This is a genomic window from Selenomonadales bacterium 4137-cl, from assembly GCA_032334055.1.
Lineage (GTDB): Bacteria > Bacillota > Negativicutes > Sporomusales > UBA7701 > Anaeroselena > Anaeroselena agilis.
This window is the reverse complement of sequence record JAUOZS010000001.1, coordinates 1,485,608-1,510,085: the sequence shown is the minus strand read 5'-3', so window position 1 is coordinate 1,510,085 and position 24,478 is coordinate 1,485,608. Positions and strand designations below refer to the sequence as shown.

Annotated in this window: 34 protein-coding genes; all 34 read right to left on the bottom strand. The window is 59.1% G+C overall.

What is annotated here, in order from left to right; translation table 11 throughout:
* Positions 1–15: 15 nt before the first annotated feature.
* A complete protein-coding gene (locus Q4T40_08020; protein MDT8901181.1) occupies positions 16–993 on the bottom strand; it encodes a hypothetical protein in 978 nt (325 codons plus the stop codon).
* Between the two features lie 12 nt (positions 994–1,005).
* Positions 1,006–1,296 (bottom strand): hypothetical protein, encoded by a 291-nt coding sequence (locus Q4T40_08015; protein ID MDT8901180.1) that lies wholly within the window; start codon positions 1,294–1,296, stop codon positions 1,006–1,008.
* 61 nt (positions 1,297–1,357) lie between these two features.
* The gene (locus Q4T40_08010; protein MDT8901179.1) at positions 1,358–1,933 is read right to left on the bottom strand and encodes a hypothetical protein; all 576 of its coding nucleotides are present in this window, start codon (positions 1,931–1,933) and stop codon (positions 1,358–1,360) included.
* Complete coding sequence (locus Q4T40_08005; protein MDT8901178.1) at positions 1,933–2,502, bottom strand: N-acetylmuramoyl-L-alanine amidase; 570 nt, start codon at positions 2,500–2,502, stop codon at positions 1,933–1,935. The genes Q4T40_08010 and Q4T40_08005 overlap by 1 nt, the downstream gene beginning before the upstream one ends.
* Positions 2,483–2,776, bottom strand: coding sequence for a hypothetical protein (locus Q4T40_08000; protein ID MDT8901177.1), 294 nt, complete (start codon positions 2,774–2,776; stop codon positions 2,483–2,485). Before Q4T40_08000 ends, Q4T40_08005 begins: the two co-directional genes overlap by 20 nt.
* Complete coding sequence (locus tag Q4T40_07995) at positions 2,776–3,027, bottom strand: hypothetical protein (GenBank protein ID MDT8901176.1); 252 nt, start codon at positions 3,025–3,027, stop codon at positions 2,776–2,778. The genes Q4T40_08000 and Q4T40_07995 overlap by 1 nt, the downstream gene beginning before the upstream one ends.
* A gap of 20 nt (positions 3,028–3,047) precedes the next feature.
* A complete protein-coding gene (locus tag Q4T40_07990) occupies positions 3,048–3,575 on the bottom strand; it encodes a DUF4376 domain-containing protein (GenBank protein MDT8901175.1) in 528 nt (175 codons plus the stop codon).
* Positions 3,575–5,404, bottom strand: a complete 1,830-nt coding sequence (locus Q4T40_07985; protein MDT8901174.1) for a hypothetical protein — start codon at positions 5,402–5,404, stop codon at positions 3,575–3,577. Before Q4T40_07985 ends, Q4T40_07990 begins: the two co-directional genes overlap by 1 nt.
* Positions 5,405–5,414: 10 nt before the next feature.
* Positions 5,415–6,617: a hypothetical protein gene (locus tag Q4T40_07980; GenBank protein ID MDT8901173.1), complete on the bottom strand. Its 1,203-nt coding sequence runs from the start codon at positions 6,615–6,617 to the stop codon at positions 5,415–5,417.
* On the bottom strand, positions 6,617–7,369 hold the full coding sequence (locus tag Q4T40_07975) for a phage tail family protein (GenBank protein MDT8901172.1): 753 nt from the start codon (positions 7,367–7,369) through the stop codon (positions 6,617–6,619). Before Q4T40_07975 ends, Q4T40_07980 begins: the two co-directional genes overlap by 1 nt.
* Positions 7,370–7,381: 12 nt before the next feature.
* The gene (locus Q4T40_07970; protein MDT8901171.1) at positions 7,382–9,646 is read right to left on the bottom strand and encodes a phage tail tape measure protein; all 2,265 of its coding nucleotides are present in this window, start codon (positions 9,644–9,646) and stop codon (positions 7,382–7,384) included.
* Between the two features lie 194 nt (positions 9,647–9,840).
* A complete protein-coding gene (locus Q4T40_07965) occupies positions 9,841–10,299 on the bottom strand; it encodes a hypothetical protein (protein MDT8901170.1) in 459 nt (152 codons plus the stop codon).
* Between the two features lie 49 nt (positions 10,300–10,348).
* On the bottom strand, positions 10,349–11,278 hold the full coding sequence (locus Q4T40_07960; protein ID MDT8901169.1) for a hypothetical protein: 930 nt from the start codon (positions 11,276–11,278) through the stop codon (positions 10,349–10,351).
* Positions 11,279–11,638 (bottom strand): hypothetical protein, encoded by a 360-nt coding sequence (locus tag Q4T40_07955; GenBank protein MDT8901168.1) that lies wholly within the window; start codon positions 11,636–11,638, stop codon positions 11,279–11,281.
* Complete coding sequence (locus Q4T40_07950; protein MDT8901167.1) at positions 11,635–12,027, bottom strand: HK97 gp10 family phage protein; 393 nt, start codon at positions 12,025–12,027, stop codon at positions 11,635–11,637. Before Q4T40_07950 ends, Q4T40_07955 begins: the two co-directional genes overlap by 4 nt.
* Complete coding sequence (locus Q4T40_07945) at positions 12,015–12,314, bottom strand: hypothetical protein (GenBank protein MDT8901166.1); 300 nt, start codon at positions 12,312–12,314, stop codon at positions 12,015–12,017. Before Q4T40_07945 ends, Q4T40_07950 begins: the two co-directional genes overlap by 13 nt.
* Positions 12,298–12,624 (bottom strand): hypothetical protein, encoded by a 327-nt coding sequence (locus tag Q4T40_07940; protein MDT8901165.1) that lies wholly within the window; start codon positions 12,622–12,624, stop codon positions 12,298–12,300. Before Q4T40_07940 ends, Q4T40_07945 begins: the two co-directional genes overlap by 17 nt.
* A complete protein-coding gene (locus tag Q4T40_07935; GenBank protein ID MDT8901164.1) occupies positions 12,621–12,812 on the bottom strand; it encodes a hypothetical protein in 192 nt (63 codons plus the stop codon). The genes Q4T40_07940 and Q4T40_07935 overlap by 4 nt, the downstream gene beginning before the upstream one ends.
* 42 nt (positions 12,813–12,854) lie before the next feature.
* The gene (locus tag Q4T40_07930; protein ID MDT8901163.1) at positions 12,855–13,814 is read right to left on the bottom strand and encodes a hypothetical protein; all 960 of its coding nucleotides are present in this window, start codon (positions 13,812–13,814) and stop codon (positions 12,855–12,857) included.
* A gap of 57 nt (positions 13,815–13,871) precedes the next feature.
* Positions 13,872–14,840, bottom strand: coding sequence for a phage major capsid protein (locus Q4T40_07925; GenBank protein MDT8901162.1), 969 nt, complete (start codon positions 14,838–14,840; stop codon positions 13,872–13,874).
* 25 nt (positions 14,841–14,865) lie between these two features.
* Positions 14,866–15,483 carry a DUF4355 domain-containing protein gene (locus Q4T40_07920; protein ID MDT8901161.1) on the bottom strand — a complete coding sequence of 206 codons (618 nt, stop codon included), beginning with the start codon at positions 15,481–15,483 and terminating at the stop codon, positions 14,866–14,868.
* 130 nt (positions 15,484–15,613) lie between these two features.
* Entirely contained in the window at positions 15,614–15,739 is a 126-nt protein-coding gene (locus Q4T40_07915; GenBank protein ID MDT8901160.1) for a hypothetical protein, read from the bottom strand.
* On the bottom strand, positions 15,726–16,406 hold the full coding sequence (locus Q4T40_07910; protein ID MDT8901159.1) for a hypothetical protein: 681 nt from the start codon (positions 16,404–16,406) through the stop codon (positions 15,726–15,728). Before Q4T40_07910 ends, Q4T40_07915 begins: the two co-directional genes overlap by 14 nt.
* A gap of 308 nt (positions 16,407–16,714) precedes the next feature.
* Positions 16,715–18,223 (bottom strand): phage portal protein, encoded by a 1,509-nt coding sequence (locus Q4T40_07905; protein MDT8901158.1) that lies wholly within the window; start codon positions 18,221–18,223, stop codon positions 16,715–16,717.
* Positions 18,224–18,234: 11 nt separating this feature from the next.
* Positions 18,235–19,494 carry a PBSX family phage terminase large subunit gene (locus tag Q4T40_07900; GenBank protein ID MDT8901157.1) on the bottom strand — a complete coding sequence of 420 codons (1,260 nt, stop codon included), beginning with the start codon at positions 19,492–19,494 and terminating at the stop codon, positions 18,235–18,237.
* Between the two features lie 5 nt (positions 19,495–19,499).
* Positions 19,500–20,363 (bottom strand): terminase small subunit, encoded by an 864-nt coding sequence (locus Q4T40_07895; protein ID MDT8901156.1) that lies wholly within the window; start codon positions 20,361–20,363, stop codon positions 19,500–19,502.
* Between the two features lie 27 nt (positions 20,364–20,390).
* Positions 20,391–20,597 (bottom strand): hypothetical protein, encoded by a 207-nt coding sequence (locus Q4T40_07890; GenBank protein ID MDT8901155.1) that lies wholly within the window; start codon positions 20,595–20,597, stop codon positions 20,391–20,393.
* A gap of 72 nt (positions 20,598–20,669) precedes the next feature.
* Positions 20,670–21,104, bottom strand: a complete 435-nt coding sequence (locus Q4T40_07885; GenBank protein MDT8901154.1) for a GIY-YIG nuclease family protein — start codon at positions 21,102–21,104, stop codon at positions 20,670–20,672.
* Between the two features lie 160 nt (positions 21,105–21,264).
* Positions 21,265–21,693: a hypothetical protein gene (locus Q4T40_07880; protein ID MDT8901153.1), complete on the bottom strand. Its 429-nt coding sequence runs from the start codon at positions 21,691–21,693 to the stop codon at positions 21,265–21,267.
* 58 nt (positions 21,694–21,751) lie between these two features.
* The gene (locus Q4T40_07875) at positions 21,752–22,159 is read right to left on the bottom strand and encodes an ASCH domain-containing protein (GenBank protein MDT8901152.1); all 408 of its coding nucleotides are present in this window, start codon (positions 22,157–22,159) and stop codon (positions 21,752–21,754) included.
* A 392-nt stretch (positions 22,160–22,551) separates the two neighbouring features.
* Complete coding sequence (locus Q4T40_07870; GenBank protein MDT8901151.1) at positions 22,552–22,755, bottom strand: hypothetical protein; 204 nt, start codon at positions 22,753–22,755, stop codon at positions 22,552–22,554.
* 86 nt (positions 22,756–22,841) lie between these two features.
* Complete coding sequence (locus Q4T40_07865) at positions 22,842–23,237, bottom strand: hypothetical protein (protein MDT8901150.1); 396 nt, start codon at positions 23,235–23,237, stop codon at positions 22,842–22,844.
* Positions 23,234–23,599 carry a RusA family crossover junction endodeoxyribonuclease gene (locus Q4T40_07860; protein ID MDT8901149.1) on the bottom strand — a complete coding sequence of 122 codons (366 nt, stop codon included), beginning with the start codon at positions 23,597–23,599 and terminating at the stop codon, positions 23,234–23,236. The genes Q4T40_07865 and Q4T40_07860 overlap by 4 nt, the downstream gene beginning before the upstream one ends.
* The gene (locus Q4T40_07855) at positions 23,592–24,425 is read right to left on the bottom strand and encodes a hypothetical protein (GenBank protein ID MDT8901148.1); all 834 of its coding nucleotides are present in this window, start codon (positions 24,423–24,425) and stop codon (positions 23,592–23,594) included. The genes Q4T40_07860 and Q4T40_07855 overlap by 8 nt, the downstream gene beginning before the upstream one ends.
* Positions 24,426–24,478: the final 53 nt, after the last annotated feature.

The following is a 24,478-nucleotide window of genomic DNA, read 5'->3' as shown; positions in this document are numbered from 1 at the left end:
CTCCTCGTTGTCCCTTTACGGAGCCAGTTGGCTGAATTCGGTCTGCACCTTGCAGAGGCGGATACGGTGGTCGTCGTTGGTTTCGCGCTCGCAGCTGCCGCAGATGCCTTCACCGCAGCACAGGGTGGCGTTGTTGGTGGCGGCCATCGGGATGTTGACGCCCGCCGCTTGCATGGCGGCGATCACGCCGTGATGCTGTTCGTCCGGTCCGGCGCTGACGATCAGGTCGGGGCGCGTTTCTTCGTCGGTAAGCCAGTTGCCCAGCAGGCCGCTGCCGGTCCGCCGCAGGGAGTCGACTTCGTGAACGACGACACCCAATTCTTTAAGTTCGCTGGCGATGAAAATGCGGCCTATTTTCCCGGGGGCCAGCAGGGCGATGACGCTGTTCTTGTTCGCCGCGAGACGGGCGGCGATCGGCAGGGCGGGAGGCTGCCCCATGCCGCCCGCCACCAACAATATTGTACCACAGGTGATATTGTCAATCCATGGCTGTCCGAGCACTCCGTTGTAATATGGACCGCGGACCGTCAGCTCTTTCGCAGCAGAGTCGATCAGGCGGGTCGATTTCGGCCCGACCGCCTCGACGACTACTTGTACGGCGCCGCCGCTGACTTTCATGACACCCACGGGAAAATGGTAGTACTGCGGATCTTCGGGGAGGCGCAGGAAGACGAACGCTCCCGTTTTGCCGAGTTCGGCCGCCAGGCCGGCGCTGACGCCGAACTCCAGCAGGTAGGTGTTGTCCGCGATCTGCTCCTTGCGGGTTATTTCACTGTCCACTTCAACCCTCTGCGGTGGTTTATCGCCGCGCCAAATGCCGTTTTTAGGCTGCCACCGCTGTTCGTATAGTATACAGACCCCGTTCCAGTTGCAGTCGCAGACCGGAAGACCTTTCAGGTGGCTGCAGAATACGCAGTGGTTGGTTTCGGCGAGCAGGCAGGGGCAGTAGGGTGAGTTGATGTCGATGCAGCTGGCTGTCAGTTTTCGTTTCATTCGTCTCCCCCCTTACACCAGGCATTGACTGTAGATGTCTGTGAGACCGGCTTTTGCTACCCGGTCGCTTATTTCGCCCCTGTCGGCGGAGTAAAGTCCGATGGCTTTCATCCGTTCGAAGTAGACCGAGCCGGAAAACGTATAACGTAAGCGCAAACCATCCTTGGTAACCATCTGGTCGTGGACGAAGGCGATGATGTCGCCCGAGGCGATCGAGCGCGGCAATTCAAGATAGGGCATGTCGAGACAGTGGCGGACGGGGTACTGCCCATATTGATATGCTGATGTTGTTCTGACAAGCATTATAACAAATTAAAGCAAAAAAGCCTCTGACCGTGTGGCCAGAGGCTTTCTACATTAAATATTAGTCTAACGGCACTGATAAGCGCACGCCCACCCTCACCTTGCTCCCCGCCCGATCAGCGTCGTAGCTCACCACCGGCCCGAGGTAGCCGGTGCGCTTGAACACCGTCACCCGCGTCATATAGGCCACGTCGGCGGCGTTCTGGTATGCGGTCACTTCCAGCAGGTGCTTCGGGTATACCTTGATATTGTAGACGTTCAGGTTGACCGGCTGATCGGCGGTTGGCTTGTCCGGTTTCTGGTCCGGCTTCGACGGATCCGTGACAATCTGCAGTTGCGCCCCGCCCTGGACGCTGGACAGCGCATGGGGCATGCCCGCGCCGGTAGTCTGGATAATCTGGTCGGGCGGCCGCGTCGTCGCCTCCTGGACGGCCTGGGAGACCTCCTGAGCCTGGCCGGGACTGATATGCATCCCGGCGTTGTTCGCAGCCGCCTCGATGCCCTGCGGCGTCTCGGCCTGGTGCTGGGGCATGTAGACCGGCTGCGGCTGGTGCCAGTGGTTGTACGCCCAGACGGCGGCGGCGAGGAAAATGGCCACCAGCAGGGCGGCGAGGATGTACTTTTTGATGCGGTCCATTATGCTACCCCCGCCCATGATATAATCCCCCGCCAGATGGCCGCAGCAAATGCCTCCTGCCGCTCGGCCAGCAGCTGCTCCTCATGGGGATTGGATATAAACGCGGTTTCCACCAGCACCGCCGGCATAGCTGTCGCCGTCAGGACGGTGAAGTCAGCGGCCTTAACGCCGCGGTCCCATAGACCCATACCGGCAAGATTCTGCTGGATAGCTGCCGCCAAGTCGATGCTGGCCTGTGATGCGTTGCGGGATACCCATACCTCCGCGCCCTGGGCCTGGGTATTTTCGGCGGCGTTGCAATGGACGCTGATGAAAAGAGCAGCGCCGGCGTCGTTAGCCATCTGCGCCCGAGGGGTAAGATAGTATGAGCCGTTCTGATCGATGCGGGTCATCAGCACCTGCCAGCCAGCCGCTTCGGCCATGTTGCGCAGGTAGCCGCTTATACCAAGCGCCACGTCTGCCTCGTGGAGGCCGCTAGGGCCGACCGCGCCGCCGTCATACGTGCCGTAATCGTTGTAACCGCCGTGGCCAGGATCGATAACGAGTATCCTATTGTCTGAGGTTATCACTGTATCCACCTCCCGCTTTGGTCATATACCCGCTCTGGGGAGTGTTGTACCGGCTATTATAAAATTTGTTGGCCATCGGAAGGCCGATTCCGCCGCCCAGGCTGCCGGTGATGAGCGCGTAGAGAATTTGCCACTGTTCCGGAGTGAACACCTTGCCGGAATAGAACGCCTGGTGGATGGCCCACTGGCAGAGAAGCCAGCTATAAAGCGTAAGAAGCCGTGTCAAAGACGGCTCCCCATACTCGTAGAGCAGGCTTTTAAGGAAGGTAATCATCAATGTCCGCCGCCTTTCGGCCAGAGCGAGGTGATGAAGTTTGCCACCCACCCGGCTGCCGCGCCAACAAGACCGGCAGCGGCGCATATCCCGTCGATCCGTCTGTGGGCCGATTTGGCGCTGGCCTCAACAGCGGTGATTCGCTCGCTGTGCTGCGCAATCGCCTCCAGCCCCTCTTTAAAATAACGGCCGTTTGTCTCAATTGCCGTCAGACGTTGCAGCACTTGGTGCTGGAATTCATCCTGGCCCACTCTCCCACCCCTTTCATTCTCTACCAATCAGGTATCGCCTGGATTTCCTCGGCCGTCGTTGCGGCGTAGATCCGCTCCCGAAGCACCCGGGCGTGTTGATGGAGGTCGTTTGCATTGGCCGCCAGCGCCAGCGGCAGCCCAATAAACTCGTCGACGCTTAGCGTGGCGACTGTATTGTCCTGCAACGTCCACGCAAACGAGAGGCCGGTTTGTCCCGCGCTGATCGCGCTCCTCGCGGCGGCGACGGCGACGGTGAGGCGGATAACGCTTGTCGGGTCGGAGTCGAAGATGTTTCCCAGATACTCGAAGCCGCCGGCTTCTCGCCGATCACGCTCAGCCTTGACCGCCTCCCACTTCGCCGCCTTAAGCGCATCAAGCGCCGGCGTTGGCCGCCAATCGTCGGGCAGGTCGTCCCGCAAGCCGGCCGGCCATGTGTCAGGGTGTTTCCATCCGCTACCCCAAGGCGGTAATGTTGATGGCCCCCAGATGCAGTTGCCTGGGACGTTTTCCTGGCCAGGAGTCGGATCAGCGAATATTGCAAAAATCATTATTCCTCCACCTCCACGTAACAACCAAGACACCCGCTCGTCTGCCAGGTAGAAGCTAACTGAACTACACCGCTTGCCTGTGTGAAAATTCTCAGCGGGTTCGCTACCGTCGGAACATATAGCACCCCTTTTGAAACGCTGGAATCAGAAGATTGAACTGGTGATTCGTGCTGTCCGCTTGTATTTGTTGCAAAAACATAACGGGCCTTTACTTTTCGGGTGCCGAACGGATTGACCCATGATAAGGTAACTGATCCACTGAAAGCTTGCCAACCGAGGAACACAGACCGATTCCCGCCCGAAATTCCCTCACGAACTCCGTCTTGATAGTCGCGCCGGATTTCGATAACACCAGTGTCATCCGTACGGATACGTCCCAGGGAAGTGGAACTCGCGGGAATAATGGAGCGGATGTCGGTAAATTCAGGTTTTGCAGGATCTGCGTAGTATCGGTACGGCAGCAATAAAGCGTTGCTAAGAGCGGCATTCTGTGCATCGGTGCGGATGGCGTTCCGCATTTCGATATAATCCATAGCCAGGTTGCCGAATTCTGCCCCCAACGATCTAAACGCATATAGGTTGCCGGCGTCGACCGCGACAGCTGCTGTAGTAGTGAACACTTTTTCGCCATTAACGAGCATGGCAACGGCGGTATTATCATTTTGCACGGATACTTTATATTTTTTGTCAAGCTCCATGACGTAGCCGGTATCAATCCAAGAGGCGTTAATGTACAGATAAAGCTTTAACGAAGCAAACGCCAATCCCAAAAGCTGCGTGTTCCCGTACACCCATACCCAGTGGTTACCAGCTGTGGATGACCTTGGAATAAATGTGCAAACGATTTCTTTCGCGCTTCCCCCGGTGGGGAAATCGGTACTGTTTGCGCTTACAAGATATCCTGTGGATCCGTTGCTTTTGATGACATAGTCGCCGAACCATCCGACCTCTCGCGTCAGTCCGCCATTGGGAATTAGATTATTTGAACCTACAGTCGACGAGATTTGGCTTGATCCGTCCCAGTTCGAAAGATCCCATCGGTATACGGTGCCGGCGTCTGCAGCAGGAGGAGTGGCTTTGATAACGTTTGGGATGCCGTTAGTTCCCAGATACACCAACGCCGCCCGCCGCGCCTGGACGGCAAGAGGGAAGTCTTCGCCCATCTCGACAAGCTCATTTCCAGCCCACGCCTTGCCGGCTTTAACTACGGGCACTAGGCCGCTCCCGGCTTCGATGGTCAGCCCTTCGACGATATGATCGGGGATACTGATGGCCACAGACCGGGCGTCTATCGGCGCTCCCTTTCCGGTATAATTCACCGATACCGTTTTCCCGGCATCAGCTTCGTCGACAAGAATCTCGCCGCTGCTCCAGTTACTGTCGCCGTCGGCCTCGGTGTAGTAGTCGGGGAAATATTGTCCTGCGTTGGGAGTGGCCGCCACCTCCTCCATGCTGTCTTCAATGTAAACTTTGGCGCCCCATACATGGGTTGTCGCGGTGGTGCCGCCGTAGCCTCGGGAGACGGTCAAGGTGTTGCCTGACGGATCCGCCGTGACCTGCAGCTGCTCGCTGTCGATGGTCAAGATTTTGCCGTTCGCGAACCATGCGCCATTTTTCACCGTGATGCTCGTCGCACCGGCCGATGTGATTGCGGCCGTTAGGATGTCGAAGATTCGCATCGAGAGCGTAGACGTATCGGCCTTGACCGGCACTTCCCGCAGTTTTATGGTGAACGGGCTTGTGCTGGGGATACGGTGCTCCTCGCCGGTGATGGCGACGGCGGTGCTGGTGTCGGTGAATTGGTTATATCGGTAATCTACCGGCCGCATGCTCTCCCTCCTAGCTGCTCAGGTTCTTGTTGATAAGCGACTGGACTGCCTCGGCGTTTTTGATGTCGCGGACCAGCTTGGCGATAAACTCGTCGAGGCTCTGTGTGGACGCCGGCCCTAGCGACAGCCCGCAGCTGATACCGTCTTCCGCCGATACCCGGTATATTACCCGTGTGATCGGCAGGTCGTAGACATGCTTGCCGTCCCAGGAAGTTACCCTGGCTTTGCCATAAGCTTTGATAAGCCGCTGTTTGACCTTGATATTTTCCACTTCAGCTGCCTGGGGTGGAGTTTTCAGCTTGTCAAGTTGATTGTCACCCCATCGCTGCGCGTCGGCCGTAGTCAGCGCCGAAGGGAGCGTCAGCACGGCTTTCCGCAGACCATAGTCGGTGATGCTGTCGGCGTCGTAGTTGGAATACAGTACGTACGTGCCGTCGACCTGGAGGACGCTGCCTTTTACGATGAGGTAGTTTTTGACATCGTCCAGGGTTTCCTCGGGCTTGAAGGAGTGAGCGTCCCAGCCAACCCAAAAGCGACTGTCCTCGGCAATCGCCGTGCTGACAGGCTTAAAGAATAGCTCGCGCCGCTCGTCCACGCCGACGACGTAGTTGCCGGCGTATTCCGCCAGCTGCTCAAGCGCCTCTTTTGCCGTGGCGTCCTCGAAGGCTATACCGTTTACAGTATAGCCGACTGCCACTATCTTGCTGGACTTGTAGACGATGTCGGTGTCGGGCACGACGTAAGAGGTCATGATGGTTTTGACGATGGCGCTGATTTCGGTGTTTTGGTAAGTAGCGTCGACGAGGGTATTGTCGAGCTGCTTATAGAAACCGTAGCCTTCGTAGGTGAATTGCTGTTCCGTGGTGCCCGGCAGCGGGATCCTGGTGATGTATCCGGAGTACCAGGGGTCAGGATCGCCGAACAGGTGGATGTCGACGCGATAGTTATATAGAATGTCGATGGCCGGCTTTTTGCTGAAAACCAGCGTCAGAGCGGCACAGCCGTTTTCGTCGAGCTCGAATTCGATTTCCGTGAGGATATTGTTCTGGATGGTATCGCCATATTCGGCGAGCTTTTGGCCGGCCTGGTCGTATATCTTCGCCGCAAAGCCGGACTCTTGAAGCGGGTAATTAATGACCGCCCCAGAGATCATGCCGGCTCTGCCGTTATAGATAAACCTCCCGAACGGCCAGCGGCCGAACATCATGTTCATTACAGCCACCTCTCACGGTAGGCAAGGCTGATGGTGCAGGCCGCCCCGGTATAGGTCAGGGAGTTGGCGCCGGCCAGCAGCCGCAGCCACGATCCGCCGAAGTTATTGATGGTGTTGACGGCGCCCCGCTTAACCGTGCCCTCGACGCCGTCAAAGACGACAGACGCGCCGCTCGTGAAGAGGGTATCGGTGTAGCCCATCGTTCGGCTGCCGTCGGAGGTGTTGACCAGCGACATGCTGGAATTGGTGGCGGCGGCCGTGATGGTGATGACCGGGGATACTTCAAGCCCGGCATTGGTGACCGTGAATGTGGTCGGCGATTCGGTGATCTCCTCGGTGACCGTCGTCTCGGTAAGAGCGTACTTGAACGGGTCAGTCGCAAGCAGGGGTATTTCAAATTCGCTCATCTTGCTGGCCCAGCCGTTGACGAAGGGGTTGTCGAAGTCGGCCAGCGTTTCGATGTTGTAGAAGTACAGTCCGTCGACGACGAGCTTCTGCGGGCCACGCATGAGGGCCGTGGTAAGCGCCCGCACGGCCGCCTCATAAGCTGCTCGGGTGGCGAAGAGCTCGCTGGCCTCTTCCGTCCTCAGTACCAGTTCCCTCTCGGTGACTTTGCCGTCAGCGGTCATAATGGAGCCGTGGCCGAATGCCTTGTTAACGGTGTCGCGGCGAATGCTAAACGGCTCCCCGTCTAGAACTAGCCAGGTGGGCAAAGTATATTGATTGCCGTTTTTGTCAAGTACGAGGCTCACTAAACCCACCTCCTACAGCCTATTGTTGATCTTGCGGCCGAGCTTTCGCGCCAACTGGTCGACGTTCATGTTTTTGGCTTCGTTGACGATAATATTGATGTCTCCCGCCCGGCGCCGTTTTGCCTGGTTGACGTCGGCCATGGTGTTCATGATAAAGTCGCTGATCTGGGACGGCAGCACCATTTCCTTTTTATGCAGTATCGCCGGGATGCCGCCGGGTACGTTCGGAGTTATCATGCCGCGAGCCGCCGAAGGGACGATGCCGCCCTTCTCAAAGAGCCCGAATAGAAAACTCCCGCCACCGGAAGCCGCCATCGCCGCCATAGCCGCCGTAGCAGCAACCGCCGCAGTTGTCATCGCAACAATGGACGCTGTTGCCGTCACAGTGGCCGCTGTTTCGGCCGTTTTCGCAGCCGCGGAAGATATAACAGTGCCTGTTTCCGCCGCCTTTGCGCCGGTAGCCGCCGCCGTCGTCGCCGCCTCGGCCGGTTTTGTGGTCATGCCGAGGATGGTGGTGATACCATTCAGAATAGTCATGGCGCTGGTGCCTGCGTTGATGGTCCCAAGGAAGCCATTCAGCGCCTTGTTCTGCTCGTCGGTGAAGCCTTCGACGCTGGCCGGCTCCTTCTTGTTCCGGCTGCCGAACAAGGGAGATTCGCCCTTGACCAGCCACGTGGCGGCTTCGCGCTGTAGGGTGCGGCCTATGTTACTGAACCCGTCGCCGGAAAGGATGCCGACAAAGACATCCTGCCAGGCGTTCTGCGTTTTCTTGGCGGCGTCGATTTGCTCTTTGACAAGGTCGACAACCTGCTTCTTCTGTTCCTCGAATAGTCGCTCAGCTCCCTGGCGGCGCTCCTCAAGGCTTCGCTGGATGGCGTCGTCGGCCTGGCGCTGCGCCCGGGCTTCCTCGTTCACGAGGTCGATGGCGCGGAGTTTGAGCGAGTTCAGGGCGCTTTCCTTGTCAATGACTTCGTCGGTACCGGCGACCACATTCTCCAGGCCGTCATATTGTGCGAGCAACACCTGCTTGTATGCCTCGGCGTCGCCGGTCAGTTGGTAGCGCTGCTCCTCGACCTGCAGGACCTTGTTCATCTGGTCGAGGTATTCCTGTAGCGCGGTCTTGGTGTCGCCGGCGCCGCCAGTGCCGGCTATCGGAGGGCCGCCGCCCGCGGCTGGATTCGCATAATCACCTGCCCGGGTGGATTGACGCAGGTCGCCCATGCCCTGGCTAGGCGAGGAAAGACCTTTCGGAATCGGGACCATTGTGCCGTCCGGGCCGAGAACCCAGTCGACGTTCTTGTTGGAAAAGTTGGTGATGGCGATGGTGGCTCCGGCGATTGCTGCGGCGAGTGCTACCCATGGGCTTACAGCCGCGCCCGCGAGGAGAGCAAGCCCCCTGACCGCTACCAAGGCCGTCCCGGCGCCGGCCGCAAGTTGGATAAGCCCGTCGGAAAGACCTTTGTTGGCATCCGACCATCCGATAAAAGCCCTTGTTGCGGCTGTTACCATGTCCAGCAGGCTTTTCAACGATGGCAGCATAGTGTTGCCAATGCTGATTCCGACGGCCGCCATGCTTTGCTTGGCGGTGTTGATCTCGCGCTCGAAACGCTCCCACGCCGCCGCCTGCTCGGTGGACAGGATAAGTCCCATGGCGCGGGCCTGTTTGGTGACCTCCTGCATTTCCTGGCTGGACATATTCAGCAGGTCGTGCATCTTTGCCCCGGAGCGGCCGAAAAGCTCCATCTCCAGCGCTGTCTTTTGTAGGCCGTCAGGCATGTCGGCGATTTTATCCTTGACCTCGCCGAACAGCGTTGCGGTATCTTTCATGGTGCCGTCGGCGTTGGTGACGGCGATATTCAGCGCGGTGAACGCATCGACCGTGGTTCTGTTTTCGGCTGTCAGTGATTCCTGCGCCTGAGCGGCTGTATAGGCACTGCGGGCAAGGCGGGCGAACATCATGCTCGCCTCTTCGGTGCCGATGTTGACGCGCTGGGCAACGACAAGCAGTTCGCTGGCCTTCTCGCCGGCAAGGCCGGTTTTATCGCTCAGGTCGTCGACGGCCGTGCCCCATGCCATGGCATTTTTTACCGCGGCGGCGGCGAATACACCTAAGGCCGCCGAACCGGCGGTGAGCGCGGTGCTGACCTTGCCCATGGCCTTTGTGACGCCGGATTCGGTCGTTTTCGCCTGTTTATCGAATGCGTCGAGCTGCTTCAACGTGTCGGTAAGGTCGGTCCTTACTCGGACTATCAAGCTGCCAACTTCGGTATCAGCCATGAGCTCACCACCTTTGCGCGTATAAAAACCTCCCGGAGGCGGCTAAATGTCGTCGTCATATTCCGTTTCGGCGCCGTCCATCTCCTGGCGCCCTATCCATAGCGTCATGATGCGACGCGGGGTTGTCTCGTCGAGAAATTCGTCGTCGGTCATGCCGCAAGTCTGGCGGCAGAATGCGTAGAACCCGCCCCAATCTATTGCCTTGTTGCGGGTTCGCCGGCGTTTTTTGAGCTGTCATCCGCCTTCGCCCGTTCGGCCATGACCTCGACCTTCTTGATCTGTTCAGGGGTATAGTAGGCCAGTGCCAGGGCTATTGTGATCTGGTTGGCATATTCGCGGGTGTGGTGCTCGTCAAGCACGTCGAGGAAGTCGTCGAAGTCGGGGAACGCCTTGGTGTGGGCCAGCCCGGCGAAGAGCAGGTGATAGACTTCGTCGATAGTAAGCCCGAATTGAGCCTTGGCGAGGAAGTATACGATGATGGCGATCGCGTCTTTCATTTTGACGGGTTTCTGCCCCTCGGTTATCCCGGGCAGTTCCTTGTCCTTGTACTGCTGTTCGAGATAACGCAGGCCGCGCGGGGAGAATCGCAGGCTGTACTCTTTGCCCCCGATGGCGACTTTCGCTTCCTTGGGGAAAAGCTCTTGAAGGTCCACAATAACCCTCCTCAAAATTATGAGGGGCCTGATGCGGCCCCTCCCTTCGTTACGCGGGTACTTGGATGTCGACGGCGACGCTGTTGACGAACAGGGCCGTTATCGGGTGATTGACCTGGACGGAGTTGATGGTGACGTAGCCGTTGGCGGCGATGGCCGAGCCGGTGAAGGAGCAGGTGGCGTAGTCGCTCTCCTTCTCCATGACCTCCAGCGTGCCGTTCACACAGAAGAAGGTGCGGTGAGTATCGGCGACGCCGCTTTCATCGACCTTCTCCGGCACGTACTCGAGCAGGAAATATGCGCCGAGGATATCGTCGCCGGTTTCGTAGTAGGCATGCACCTCGCGCGGAGTTGCCGCATGGACGGAAGCCGCTGCGGTGACGCCGGTGCTGGCCGCGCTTTTCAGGGCGATTTTCATTGTCGGGTCATTGACCGCAGCCGTCTTCGCGGTGAGCAGGACAGTGGCACTCGTGCCGGCAGCGACATCGAAGAAGGCCCCGACGTCGGCATCAGCGGCGAAGGCGGTGCGCATTTTGGCTGCGACTTCTGCTTCTGTGTCGTCGGTGGCTAAGACTGCTACAGTCACGTCTTTCGGGCTGTTGGTCATTCCGGCGGCGGTGACGGTGTAGACGGTGTCGCCTGCGTCAGTCGCCCCGGCGGTGACCTCGATGCTTTCGGCCTGCTTCGGGATGGTGTAGGATGCGATGGTGCCGCCATTGATGGCTTTGAGTACGTCGAGCGGGATCTTCGCGTTCTCAAATTTCAACTCGTACTCGGTGAATTTGATGTAGCGGCCGAGCGTGCGGCCGCCGCCGGTGGCCGTCTTGGTGTCGACCTTGCGGCTGGCGCTGATGGATTTCGGCCCCGGTACGTCGACCAGCGTGCCGTAGACCATAGCCGCGGCTTCGGTATTGGTGGTAATCGGCGCGATCTTCAGCGTCTTTACGCCGATTATTTTGACCTCCTTGGTCATCGTCATCTATATCCCTCCTTTGGACTTGATGCGATATCGCAAAATCTTGTGAAAAACCTTGGCCTCCTCCTCGTAGAGGTCCGGGCCGTGCTCACAGGTGACGGCATACGGCATAGTCTCCATGGCCTCGTCGACAGCGAGCTCCATGTTTTCCGTCTCCGTCTGCGTCTTGGCAAAGCAGTCGACGGAATAGAGCTCGTCGGTGTCGGCGAATACTCCGCCGATTTTACGTCGCTGCCCGGCTACGCGGTAGAAGGCGGCGCAGGGGTACGTCGCATTCGCCGGCGGCCAGCCCGGGTAGACCTTGCCGAGAGTGGCTGTCTTGGCCGCAAGGGCAGCGCCGATGTCGATTTTGATTTGCTTCACTTCCGCACCTCCACCACATGCTCGGCCCGCTTCAGCGCGGCGGCTGTCGTATCGAGCAGGTTCTGCTTATTGGCCTCGACCGCCGGTACCAGATACGGATACGGCGCGCTGCGGGACGTGCCGAACTCGACGTGTGCAGCGTACTCCATGCCCGCCTTGACGGCGCCGACGATCTGCTCCCCTTCCTTCTCCACCGGAAGCGGGTGGATTGACGCCTCGAGGTTGCCGGTCCGGTTCTGGAAGGAGTGGTTGGCCTGTGCGTATTCGGCGATCTCCCCGGTCACGGTGGCCATGGCGGCCACGGCGCCAGCCTCGGCAGCGCTGCCGAATGCTTTGATGTTGCGCAGCAGGTCGCTGAAGCCTTCGACTTTGACCTCTACATCGGGCATAGGACCGCCTCCCGGTGCGTCCCCCACTCGGCGACGTACTGCACGAGGTAGGCGGCGGCGCCGTCGACTACCTGCTGATTCTGGGCGACCTGGCCGGTGGTGAACAGCTGGTGTGTCGATGTGTCGGTCACGCCCATGATGCCGCGGCTGGCATTGACCTTGAGCGGCCATATCTCGCCCTGGATGGTCGCCCCGGGGCCGGGGTAGGTGACGACGATCTCCTGCATCTCGTTCGTCGATTCTACCGGGTCGAGCACTGTCAGTGCGCGGCTATTCGGGAAGCGCATCGTCGCTCAGCTCCTCCACGGTGCGAACCGCCGAAATGGTGCCGGCCGTCGCGAACTGCCTCCGCAGCCTCAGGAAGTCGGTGCGGCTGATACTGACACCGCCGCGGCTGAAGCTGTTGTGCTCGACGGTGGCGGCCGAGGTCAGGGCGTCGTAAATGGAGCGGCGCACGTCGTAGACGTAGGGGTCGTCATCCGTGCCGGCGCCAGTGCGGTGGTCGTCGAGAAAGCCTGTCAGCTGGGGGTCGGTGAATACCTCGGCCAGCACCAGGCATTTGCGCTTCATTGTGGCGAGGGCTTCAGCGGCTGTCATTTCCGTCTCCTTTTCGCCGGCGGCGAGGAGGTGGCGGGCGGCGGCGGTGTGTCTGACACGGATTCAACGGCGCTGGCAATGCCCCGCGCCACCCAGCGGCGGCCGACGGCCTGCTCCACATCGAGGCCGTCACCGACATAACGCGGCTTGCCGTTCCAGAAAGTAGGTTTCAGCAGCTCGACTTTCACGGCTGCACCTCCTTATCACGAGAGAGGCCCGCAGGCCTCCCCCTAAACCATGTAGTAGACGTCGACCGGGTCGCCGTCGAGCGTGCTGGCCAGAGTGACCGTGTTGCTCTCCAGGGCGGTAGCGGACACGGCGACTGTCGGCGCAGTGTCTTCGATGGTGTTGTCGATGTAGGCTGCCAGCACCGTGTTATGCGCCAACTTATGGACCAGGCCGAGCTTGCTGCCCCAGCCGATCGCCGTGGTGGCGCCGGTACCGTCATGGGCCGGGGTGGTGATCTTAGTGACGGTCTTGAACGCCTTATTGCCGGCCTTCGTGGCGGCCGTGTTGGCGGTAAACGCCGGCAGTGTTTCGGAAATGACCTCACCTGCGGCGTTGGTGCCCTCGATGGTTACCGCAACGGCGCCGATGTCGCCGGCGGTGCCCCCGGCCGTGGCGGTGATGTTGCGCGGCACGTCGGGGTTGGTGATGTTGGTGGTGACCACATCGGCCGCCGCCGTCTGCCCGCCTTCGAACGCGACGGCTTCTTCTTCGCCGGTGGCCACAGCCGCCGTGTCCCAGTTGCCGCCGGCCGCGCAGGTGAACGCGCTCACGTCAACGCCGTCGACCTCTTCGAGCAACCGGATAGCAGCCTGGATGAGCGCGGCAGCATTTTTCGCGGCCGTGGTCTTGGCCAGCGCGATGGTAATGACCGCGCCTTCGGCGGTGACAGCCAGGGTATCATCTTCGGCGGTGACGAGCAGGATGCTCAGGGCATTGGCAGCGGCGCCGATAGCGGCCGGGGCCGTGGTAGTAAGGATGTCGGTCTCGGCGCTGGCGGCCTTGACGACGCAGGTGGCGCTGATAGCCGGCGTGGTGCAGGCTATGGCAGCATGGATGCCGTCGGTGTCCTCGGCGGCCGGCTCGGCGTTGTAGTGGGCGATGAAAGCCTGGTCGCAGGGGGTAGTGCCGTCTTCGCCCTGAATCTTCTGGTGGAGTTTCGGGTTGAACGGGTAAAGGCTCATATTACGGACCTCCTTATCGAAAAATTGAAGGCCGGCAGGCTAGTGCCGGCCCGTTACTCAGGGAGCGAGTACGCCGAAGGCGCAACGGGTGGCCTTGTTGGTGTTCTTCCGGGTGACCGGGTTCGGCAGCACCCAGCCGAGGCGCATGACGCAGCGGAGGGCTACCATGTCCTGCTGCGCGAGGTTGTACTGGATGACGCCGTCGGCGTCGGTGATGACGGCCTGGTCGAGGATCTTGTACGTCATGTCCTGGCGGATGGCGTACAGAGCCTGACGGAAGTCGCCGGCGACCATCAGGGCGACAGCGTCGTTCCAGGCGCCGTTTTCGTCGTAGACGATGGGCGAGCCGTACAGGGTGGACGGAGTCCCCGCCTGCAGGCTGGGCTGGAAGATGAGCTCGCCGGTGCTCGCGCGCAGGCCGCGCAGTTTCGCTTTGACGGTGGAAGCTGCGGCAAAGCCGTTGACGGAGAAGCCGTCGGCCTCAATCAGCGACATTACACCGCCGTCGCCGCCGATGTCGTCAGCGATGTCGTCGCCGGTGCCGATGGTGACGGTATGGCCGGCGGCGATGGCCTGAGTGACGATGCCGTTCGGCCAGCTGGCCGGCTTGTTGGTGCCGAACATGACGGCAGCGTCGAACAGCGCGCCGAAGGCTTCGACGATGCGGGGCTTGACTTCGCCCCAGATGTCGTAGTCGGCGTCGTCGAGGACCGCCTCGGGGATGGGGACGATGCAGGCTATCTCTTCGGCGGTGATCGAGACATTTTCCCACGCTTGTTTGGTGGTCTGCTTGTGGCCGGTGTCGGTCGGGTTCACGAAGTAGGCGTTGGGCAGGGTGGACAGCACCGGCAGTTTGGCCACGCCGCGGGCCATGTTCGGCAGCTTGCGCATCAGCTGCATCATCAGCGATGCTTTGGGGATGTCCTGGAGGATCTCCTTGGATACCTCCTCCGGGATGTTGACATCGGTGCGGGCGATTTTGTCGTTGTAGGCGAAAAGCTGCATGTCGAACTTGAATTTGGACATATCGAAATACCTCCTTGAAATTGAATTAGCGCCCTGCGGCGCGTCTGATAAAGCTGTTCATGTCTCGGGCGGTGCCCTTGAAGTTCGGGTTGCCGCCCAGGTTTGCCCCGCCCTGGCCGCCGGCTTTGAGTTCCGGCAGGTCTTTGAGTACGGCCTCGATGGCCTGTTTGACCACTTTGACGTTGACCTCGCCCTTGTCGTTGACGTCGGCGCCGGAAAGGTCGGCCAGTTTAAGGACGTGGGTGATCTTGTCCGGATGGACGCCGAGCGCCGCCGCCTGGACCTTAGCCTCAGCAGTGACAAGCCGCTGATTGGCCGCCTCGATGGCAGCCTTGCCCTTCTTGTCGGCCTCTTCTTTTTCGGCTTTGAGCTTTTCGGTCTCGCTAAGGCTGGCCTTTTTGCGCTCCTCCTCCATCTTGGTGGCGAAGTCTTTTTCGGCCCTGGCCAGCCGCTTGGCGATGATCGCGTCGACATCTTCCTGGCTGAAGGTCTTGCCTCCGCCGGCGTTTCCTTGGCCGCCGTTACCATTACCGCCGCCGTTGCCGCCGTCACCGCCGGCCCCGCCGCCGTCTCCCCCTCCGCCGGCGCCACCATTGGCGTCGAAGTGGGGCATATTGAACAGTCGATAAAGTTTGATGAGCATGTGTCTCCTCCCGTTTAAGGCCCGTCGGCCATATTCCGCGGCAGAGTTTAACGCCGTTCACCGCGTTTTGGGCATGAAAAAACCGCCCCTTCGGGCGGTCGGTAGGTATGAAGTTAGAGGCGTTTGCGCATCAATCATCCACCTCTTTCGCGTTGCCTATTTGCGAGGGCTTCAGAGCCAGGTCGGCAGCTGTCGCCGTCGCGATCTTGCGCTCCATATCCGCGAAGTGGTCGGCGATAGTCTTATCGCTTGCCATTCTCTTCCCTCGCTCTCTGGATGAAGGTGGCGGCGTCTTCGGTGATGTCCTCGACGCCGCAGTTACAATTGACATGATAGGCAGGCGCGTTGGCCATGACGTAGAGGTCGTAGCTCCGGCCGCCGAAGTCGTCCTTGTAGTATTCCTTGAAGTCCTGCCCGCCGTGCTCGTCACAGATGTCGCAGGTCGGGTCGGCGTCGCCGTACATGCCGCGGACGATGCGGATGCCCATGACGAAGTTCGCCTGGATGCTGATCTCGGCCTGGGCGGTGTGGTACACCATATTCGTGGTGTGGGCGGTCAAACGAAACGCGGCCTTGCGTTCGAGACCTTCGACCTCGAAATGGCCGCGCAGTTCCTGCATGATATTCCAGGCGCTCTTGCCCTCGCGGATGCCCTGCTTTATCGTTGCTTCGCTGAACTTCAGGGCCCGCTGACTGAGCAGCCGGATCCTGTCGTCGACGGTGAGCGCGTCCGGCCACACCTTATTCCAGACGCCGTCGATGATCTTCTGGTCGAGACCGCCGCCGAACATCGGGACGAGCCGCTGCAGGTTGGTCATCTCGCTGATTGTGGCAGCCGGCAGCCCGCGGGCAGAGAGAAGCCGCTGCATACTCGCCAGATACGGCGCGTACTCAGCGGCCTTTGCTTTTTTTGCGAAGTCCACCGCAATCACGGTGCTCCCCCGGGTGATGAGCTTCAGGTCGCGCTCGAGCTTTTTCGTGTGCTTGAGCAGTTCAGCTGCGCTCGCCTGGGTATATTCGCCGGCTTCGACCTGGGCCTGCAGCTTAGCGAGGTAGTCGGACAGCGCTGTCTTTATCTTGGGGTCGAGGCTTTTGAGCAGCGCCTCGTAGCGTTTGCGTTCGACGAGGATGTCAGGGCCACGAGCTTCTTGCAGCTGCTTCAGCCGGTCGGATGGAGTGAGTTTTGTCGGATCGATGGTATCACCCCCTTGCCTCTACGGTCAGTCTGGTATTATTCTCCATCGCCGTCGCCATTTCCTCCATTAGGCCCTTGCTTCCCGCCCGGGCCGTCCTGTTTGCCGAAGGGGTTATTGTCGAAGGCGTGCCCCAGCAGCGCGGCCGTGTCGTCGTCGGTGTCCTTCTGGATGTCGGCCTGCATGGCGGCGATCTCCTCCTCGGAGTAGCCCTCTTCGATGGCCCATTGTTTGGCGGAGATGACTTTGTTCTGCTTCAGTATCTGCCGGCGCTGCACGTCGAAGAGCTTGTCTTGGGGGCTGGCAGCCTCCAGGGCGGCCCAGAGGATTTCGGTGTCGGGTATCTCGCCCTTCGGAAGGTCGCCATGATACTGCATCTGGGCGATGAGCAGGCGATTGATATCCTCGTAGGAGTTGCCGAAGCTGGTCTGCTTCTCCTTGACCTTGTCGATCAGCGGGGCCTCGACCTTCGACAGCGCGAACCCGCTGGAGGCGGTGCCCTCGCTTTCCTGGAGGGCAGTGCGCGGCGTGCGGGTGACGGCGCAGAGATGGTCGACTAGGTCGTTGATGGCCTTTAGGATGCCGTCAGGATTCTGCTCGGCAAGCTCGCCGACTGTGACCTCCTGGTCGCCGGCGGCGGCGCCGGGGAAGCGCCACACGTCGCCGGGGTTGCTGGAGAGCTCGCGCCGGCCGCTTTCGGGATTGACCGGGATCTCCTCTTCCTCCACGCCGACGACATAGCGCTGCTTGAACGCCTGGAAGTCGGCCGTCCGAATCAGGTCGATGACGAGCTTGTTGATGCCGTCCTGAATAGTCATGGCGTCATGGAGCTCGCTGGTGCCGAAGGGGTTGTCGTCTTCGCGGTTGCGGAAGTGGATGATGGGGATGTATCCGTAAGGGTTCGGCAGCACCGGGGGGAAGCCGTCGGGCTCACCGTCTTGCCAGTTGAGCCGGGCGAAGTCGTTGAGCGTCATAGTGGTGACGCTCTTGTTGAGCGGGCAGTGCCAGCGCTCGATGCGGTCGGGGTAAAACAGCCATTTATGCGCCACCGGCTGGCCTTGGTCGTCGAACGAAATCCACTGCTTGCGGACCATCGTCAGGCTTTCGGCGTCGTCGGTGGAGTAAATCGGCAGGATGTTGTCAGGGCTGAGGAATTTGATCTCGTACCTGTCCGGCACGGCGCTGCCCGGAGGGAAGTGCGGCCATACCTGGGCGAAAGCGTCGCCCTTCTTGATAGCGTTGCGGTGCAGTTTTGTGGCCTTGGCGTCCATCCGGTTGTATTTCCAGACCTTCGTCAGCGCCTCGGACACCTTCTTGTCCTCACAGGTGATACCCTCGATCTTGAGCCTGGCCACCGGGGCCTCGACGACCGGCGCGCAGTAGTTGACCTTGATGCCGTAGGCCTGCTGGATAATGGCCCGGTATTTCTCCGGTACCTTGAGCGGGTGCACGCCGTCGAAGTAGGCCTGGCACTTCTCGTAATACTGCATGCGGGCTTCTTCTTCGTTTTTCAGCCACTCGGCAAAGGATTTGGCGATAGGGTCCAAGGTATCACCTCCTAGTATACGCTCATGGGCGGTCTGACGCGCTTCATGTCATCCTCGAGCGCGTAGCGGGCCATGTCGATGCTGTGGTTGTCTTTATCGGGGAATTCGGCCTTGAAGTTGCCGTTGGCGTCCTTCTCCAGCTCATAGTTCATGAATTCGCGCGCCGTGTTTGGGCAGCGCTCCGGGTCGATGACGATAAGCTCGAGGTCCTGCAGGAACTTGATGCCGTATTCGACGCTGTCGGGCCCCTTCCGGGCTCCCTTGACGCGGAGGCCGTGGTCTTTCATGTCGGCGATGGACTTCGGCTCGGCGCTATCGCAGGTGATCGGCCGATTGAGCGGGTTTTTCTTCTTGATCATCTCCGCAGCCTTTCGGTTGCTGAGATTGACCAGATAAATCTCGTCGTAGATATATAGGCGCCGGTGCGTGCGGTCGAAGTGCATTTCCCCATAACAGAAGGGGTCGATGGCATAGCCCCAGTCAATGCCGCGCCGGATCCTGTCAAAGGTGGCAATCTCCTCGTCGGTGATGGGCCTGAGCTTGACGTTCGCGAACACCTCGCCGCCGGTACCGGTGACCTCGCCGCCGTATTCGTGGTCGTAGGCCTTCGGGTTGACCGCCTTCAGGTGCTCAGCCTCGAGGATGAACTGCACGCCGAGCCATTCCCTCGGCACGTCGACGTAGCTGCTGTGATGCACCAGCCTGTCCGGCCGGGCTACTGCGACTTCCTCGTTAACCCAGTTGCGCACCGATTTCGGCGGGTTGTAGCTGTAGAAGATGCAGAACTGTTCGCCGCCGCGCATGAGCGACTGGATTATCAGGCGAATCTCCTCCATCCCGGCGAACTCGTCGAGCTCTTCGAACCAGACGTATTTGAAGTAGCCCTTGGACACCTTGGCCGACTTTATCTTCTTCGGCTTGTCGGCGCCACGAAAGAGTATCTTTTGCCCGGTCGGGGTGTAGGTCATCTCCAGCGGGCTGTATTTGATATGCCAGTAGTCGCTAACACCCAGCTTCTCTATCGCCCAGGTCAACTGCTCGAAGACGCTGTCTTTGAGCGTGTCCTTGACCTTGCGCAGCGCCAGGGCGTTTGCCATGGGGTCGCGCATCATGCCGAGGATGATCTCGGCGCTGACGAAGGTCGACTTGGTGCTGCCACGGCCGCCCTTGAACCAGTAATGAACATGGCAGCCGTCCTTGATGTCGTGGTGTGCGTCGTAGAAGCTGGGGGCGATAATGTCGGTGAGCCGGTACTGCTCGATTACTTCCATGCCGGTCACCGCCTCGGGATGTCGTCGACGATCTGGACGCCGGCCGGGCCGTTGCCCACGCCGGTACCTTTCTCCATCGCCGCGACCTTACGCTCTTCAAGTGCCAGGCGTCGATCCTCGACCGACCTCTGCCACTTATCCGGCAGCCAGTCGAAGTATTTGGCCAGCTGCTCCCATGCCCACTTCTTATCCGCGAGCTTGACGCTGATGCCGTCTTTTCCCTGCTTGACCTCCTGGATGATGGAGGTGTCGAGCTGCTCGCTGTCGGCTAGGTCGACGAAGTTGATTGTCTGCATGAGTGTGGTTTTCGCGCCGGTATCCTCGTCCTTGAGTTCAATCGGGCCATACATGCCGATGACCGGCACTTCCTTCTGCCCGAAGGTCAGCATGTCGCCAACATCGGCGCCGACGACCTTCATGCAGAAGGCGAGGAAGTCTTGTATGTCGACGTGGATATCCATGCGGAATAGTTCCCTCAGCCGGTCGACCTCGGCTCTCACGAACGGACGCTGAAGCATCCGGCAGGCAGATACCTTTGCAGCAGCCTTGTTGCAGCTATATCCGGCCTTGAGATACGCCTGGGTAGCGTTCCATGTGCGGACGTAATGATAGCAAAAAAGCTGCTCCTGTTCGGACAGCTCCTCCTCGGGGGGTTGCGCACCTTTCTCCGAGGTGTGCACACTTTTTACTTTGTGTGCGCTGTGTGCGGTTTTTTTTTGGCCTTTGACCGGCTTGTCCCGCTCCCACTTATAGCGGACCTTCCAGGACTTCACCGTGTTTATCGTGACGTTGTGCTTCTCGGCGATGGCCTGGTAGCTCATGCCGAGGATATAGTCGCGCTCCGCGAGCGTATGTGTACTGGCCACCATCACCACCTCATTTTGCCAGAGCCTCCCCTATTTTAGGACATTTCCCCGGTTCTGCTGCCACTTGCCATGACGCCGGCGGCAGTCATTCAGGAAAGGCCCGTGCACGATCGACGAGCGCGGTACCGGATCATAGCATTCGACCAGGCCGCAGCCGTCAATGCTGATGCGCTTGGCAATGCATATTTCGCGGCCGTGTCTACGGCAGTCGGTGAGCTTGCATTCGACGGTCGGCACAGTGGCCACCTCCTCCGGTTTTGGGCATGAAAAAAGACCCGCTCGCGGCGGGTCTCTCGTTTAGGCAGCAATCTACACTGCCTTGATTTGGGCGTAATAATGTTCAAGATCAGTAATCGACATGTAGACACCCGGCTCAATTCTGACATAGTCACAGCCTGCGGCGATCATCTTGTCGATCTCGCTCTTTTGCAGATAGTGAAAGGCATTTACGTACTTGTCCGACTTCGGGAAGACTTTGTTGTATTTGGGCTTGAATTTCAAGACATAGAACGCTTCAAGATTGTTTAATTCGCTCTCTTCACAAGGTGTGATCGTGAATCTATCAAACGACTTTTTATAGTCTCCGGGCGATTGGTGTATATGGGCAAAAACCCTAGACACGCCATGCTTCGACTGCCCGACATATACAACTTCGTCGCCTTTGAACAGGAAATAAATAATGCTCTGCAAAAGGTCTTCTTTGACAATCGGCCTACTCAAAGCCAACAATTCCGACTTTTCCATGTGCTTAACCTCCTGAAAGATTAAACTAATGGGAAAGGACAATGGTGTTCAGGCACCTTTGTCCTTTTACGGTAGCTAACCAACCCTTAAAATTATGTTAACCTGTATAGCCAGCACTTCTCACGCTTATTGTATTTGGTTTTAGGCTAAATTGCAACTTTTAGGATTTTTTCGCCTTGCTCGCGCATAGTTCGTTATATATCGCCGATGTAGGTTTCTTTTGTAAAACGTTCTTATTTTTCTTCCGTTTGCTCTTGCTACCTCCGCATACCTTCGATTTTACATGTATAGCAGGGTTGCCTACTTCCATGCTGCGTGCGCACTCCAGCCCCTTCTCGAACTCCTGGCGAACGACCTTCTTTGTCGATATCGCCTCCACAAAGGGCCAGAATTGGCTGCCGCAGTCGGGGCACTCGAAGTATTCGTGGTCGTAGTAGATCATGGCCGTATCGCAGATCGTGCAGGTGATCGCCCTGGGCTTCCATTCGGGCCGGTCTATGCGGGTAATGCAGCGCTGGTTATGGCAATCCAATTCGTTCGGGTATTTCGGGCTGTAATGCAGACAGGTACCGCAAATACGCTTAATCAAGGCCAATCCCTCCCACAAAATAACGTGCCGATGGGGCGGTCACAGCCGCCCCTTTTGTCTAGGCTATGAAGTTAATAGGCCCCTCCCACTCCCATATCCGCTGCCGGCCGGTCGCCGGTACCGGGTCGATCCGCCGCACGTTCGCCAGCAGCCACATGAAGCGGCCGGGCTCATAGTGGCCGAAGCTGCGCTCGGGCTCGTCGACCATGGCGATGTTCTGGGGCGTCATTTCGATGCAGGCGACCAGGTCGGCGATGGCGATGACGCAGCCGGGATGGAATATCGTTGGCTGGGTCGCCGCCGAAGTAAAAGGCTCCTGGGCAACTAACCCCCAAAACTTCCGGCTCTTCGCCGCATGAATCGCGATCGGCCCCCGGTAGTTCGTCGGCCAGCTGCGCGTCTCGATCCTCTTCGCGCCCAGGGCGATCAGCGAGGCCCAGGGCTCCCACAAAGTTAGTGCTTTCACGGTGTGTCCTCCTCCCGCGTATTTCCGCCCGGCAAAAACGATGCGATTCGTATATGTGGCGGGTAGTTGTCAATAATTCCGAAGCCGGGGTCGTAAAATCGACCATTGTGCCATACAGCCCAATGTCCCCAGGCCCTGCCATCCCACCTGATACGAGTGCTGACGATGCAAGAGTACGCCGGCAGACCGCAGCGACGGGTAATTCGGCAAAGCTTGTCACCGCAGCTAACGCCCAGTCTTCGAAGGGCATCGACGACCTGTCGCGTCGTGGTAACGCCCTTGGTGCCAAAGACCCGGACGCTTTCTTCTAGCGTAATGCCGGCCAGCATGGCGACCGACGTCTGCCCGCAGAGGTTTGACCCTTTAGGCTGGGCTAAATATTCAATGGCCACCTACCCCGACCTCCTCTTCCTCGCCGCCGCACACACCGGGCATATCCCGGCGTTGCTGGGCATGTCCATTTGCCTCTGCCGCCACTGCCGGTACGATGCGCCGAGTAGGCCGACGCGCTGGCCGGCATGATCGTCACAGAGGCTGTCGAGCCAGGCTTGCTCTCGTTTGGCCTGCTCTTCATCGGGGATTGGTTTTCGGCTCATGATGGTCACTCCTCTCCTCACGCGCGCGGGAGTTAGCATTGATTAGCCCGGCGCAGCGCATGTATGTTTACATAGTGGATTTACACTTAATACGAAACGCCTTTCCTCCACCCGACCATCGGCGGCGCCGGTAGCACCCACAGATGCCGCATATTTGCCACATTCACCACATCGCTGTCCGCCGGATACATCTCCACCGCCCAGCGGTCCCCGCGGCCGCACTCACGCTTCAGCTGCTGCAGTTCCTCCCATGGGATGCCGTCCGCCCATTCTCCGGCCGTCCGTATCGACCTAACCACCGAAAGGCGCTCCACCCCGCCGGGCTCGTCGAATACCTGGACAAGATATTTTTGGTTACGCCATACTTCCTTCAGCCCCGCCGGCCGGTATGGCCACTTCTCCGGCGGTACCGGACTAAGAGTTATCGTCTGCCTGGCGTTCTCCAGCGCCAGATGAATCATTTCCCGGTCAATCACCCTCACACCACCCTCCCGATCTCCTCGATCACAATCTCAGTCCGCTCCGGGCTCCCTTGCGCAAAGCCCCAGTCAAGGTCAAGTCTGTCCTGGTTGTCGTCCACCAGCACCCCGGCTTTGACCAGCCCGTCCATCAGCATCTTCGGCGCATAATTGTCTTTATCGCGCCGGCGATGTGTGGCGAAATAGTAAGTTATTCGCACCCTCGCCCGCTCCAGCCGCAATTTAGTCGCCTTTGCCATGTATGCCGACACCCAGACGATGATCCGCCACTCGTTTTTTATGATCCGTTGCTTCGTCCAGTGAAGTCGGCTCCAGCGATTTATACTCGGCGGGATACCGGGGACGATAATCACTGCCTTATCCAAACCCATCACCTCCTACCGCTCGCCTCACAGGCGCGTACACCATCCATATACCCTCCGCGATAAACACATCCGGCTCCGTAATGTCGGCGGTAGCCAACCGCTTATTCCGAACGTGCCGAGCATATCCACGGGCAGCGAGCATAAGGGCCTGCGGCGACTCACCGGCGGCGACCGCATTCTCGTAAGCCTCTATAGCCTTCGTCATGTGCGCCCGGTTAGGATAAACGCCCCAAAAGGCCATGAAATCAGCACTCCCCGGCTCTCCCCCCGACTTATCCACAACATCGACAGAGCCTTCCGCTTCAGGTTCAGCCTGCTCTGTTGTTGGTTCAGGCTTTGACTTATCCACAATATCCACAGAGCGGGTATTATCTCCCATACTAAGAAGAACGTTTTTCGATTCTCGATTACGAATACGATTACGGGGACATTTGTCATCACTTGATATCAAATGATTGCAAATGATATCAAGTGTAATAACCTCTGAATTTGGGTCGTGGGGGTCGGGGTATTTGCTCTTGGCCGCGCGCACCTGTTGATGGTTTTTCCATGTGGTAATCTGAAGGTACGGACGGCCGTGCGCAAGGTAAACATAGCATAGTTCCTGGGCGCAGAGGGAGCTTACCCATTGGACAACGTCGACGAGCTCGATCTCATCGACTTTCAACGGGAAACACTTGCTGCGTAAAATGGCGGGCCGCGCGTCGATGCGCCCGTAGTCGTCACAGTTGACTATCAGCCGAAAGAAGAATCGCTCCTCTTCTGGTGATAGTTCATCGAGGTTGTCGCTGGTGCAGATACTCTCTTTGATAATCCGATTCGGCATGCTCTCCCACTCCCACCAGGGCGACCACGGCGGCCGCCCTCTCATGTTTGCCT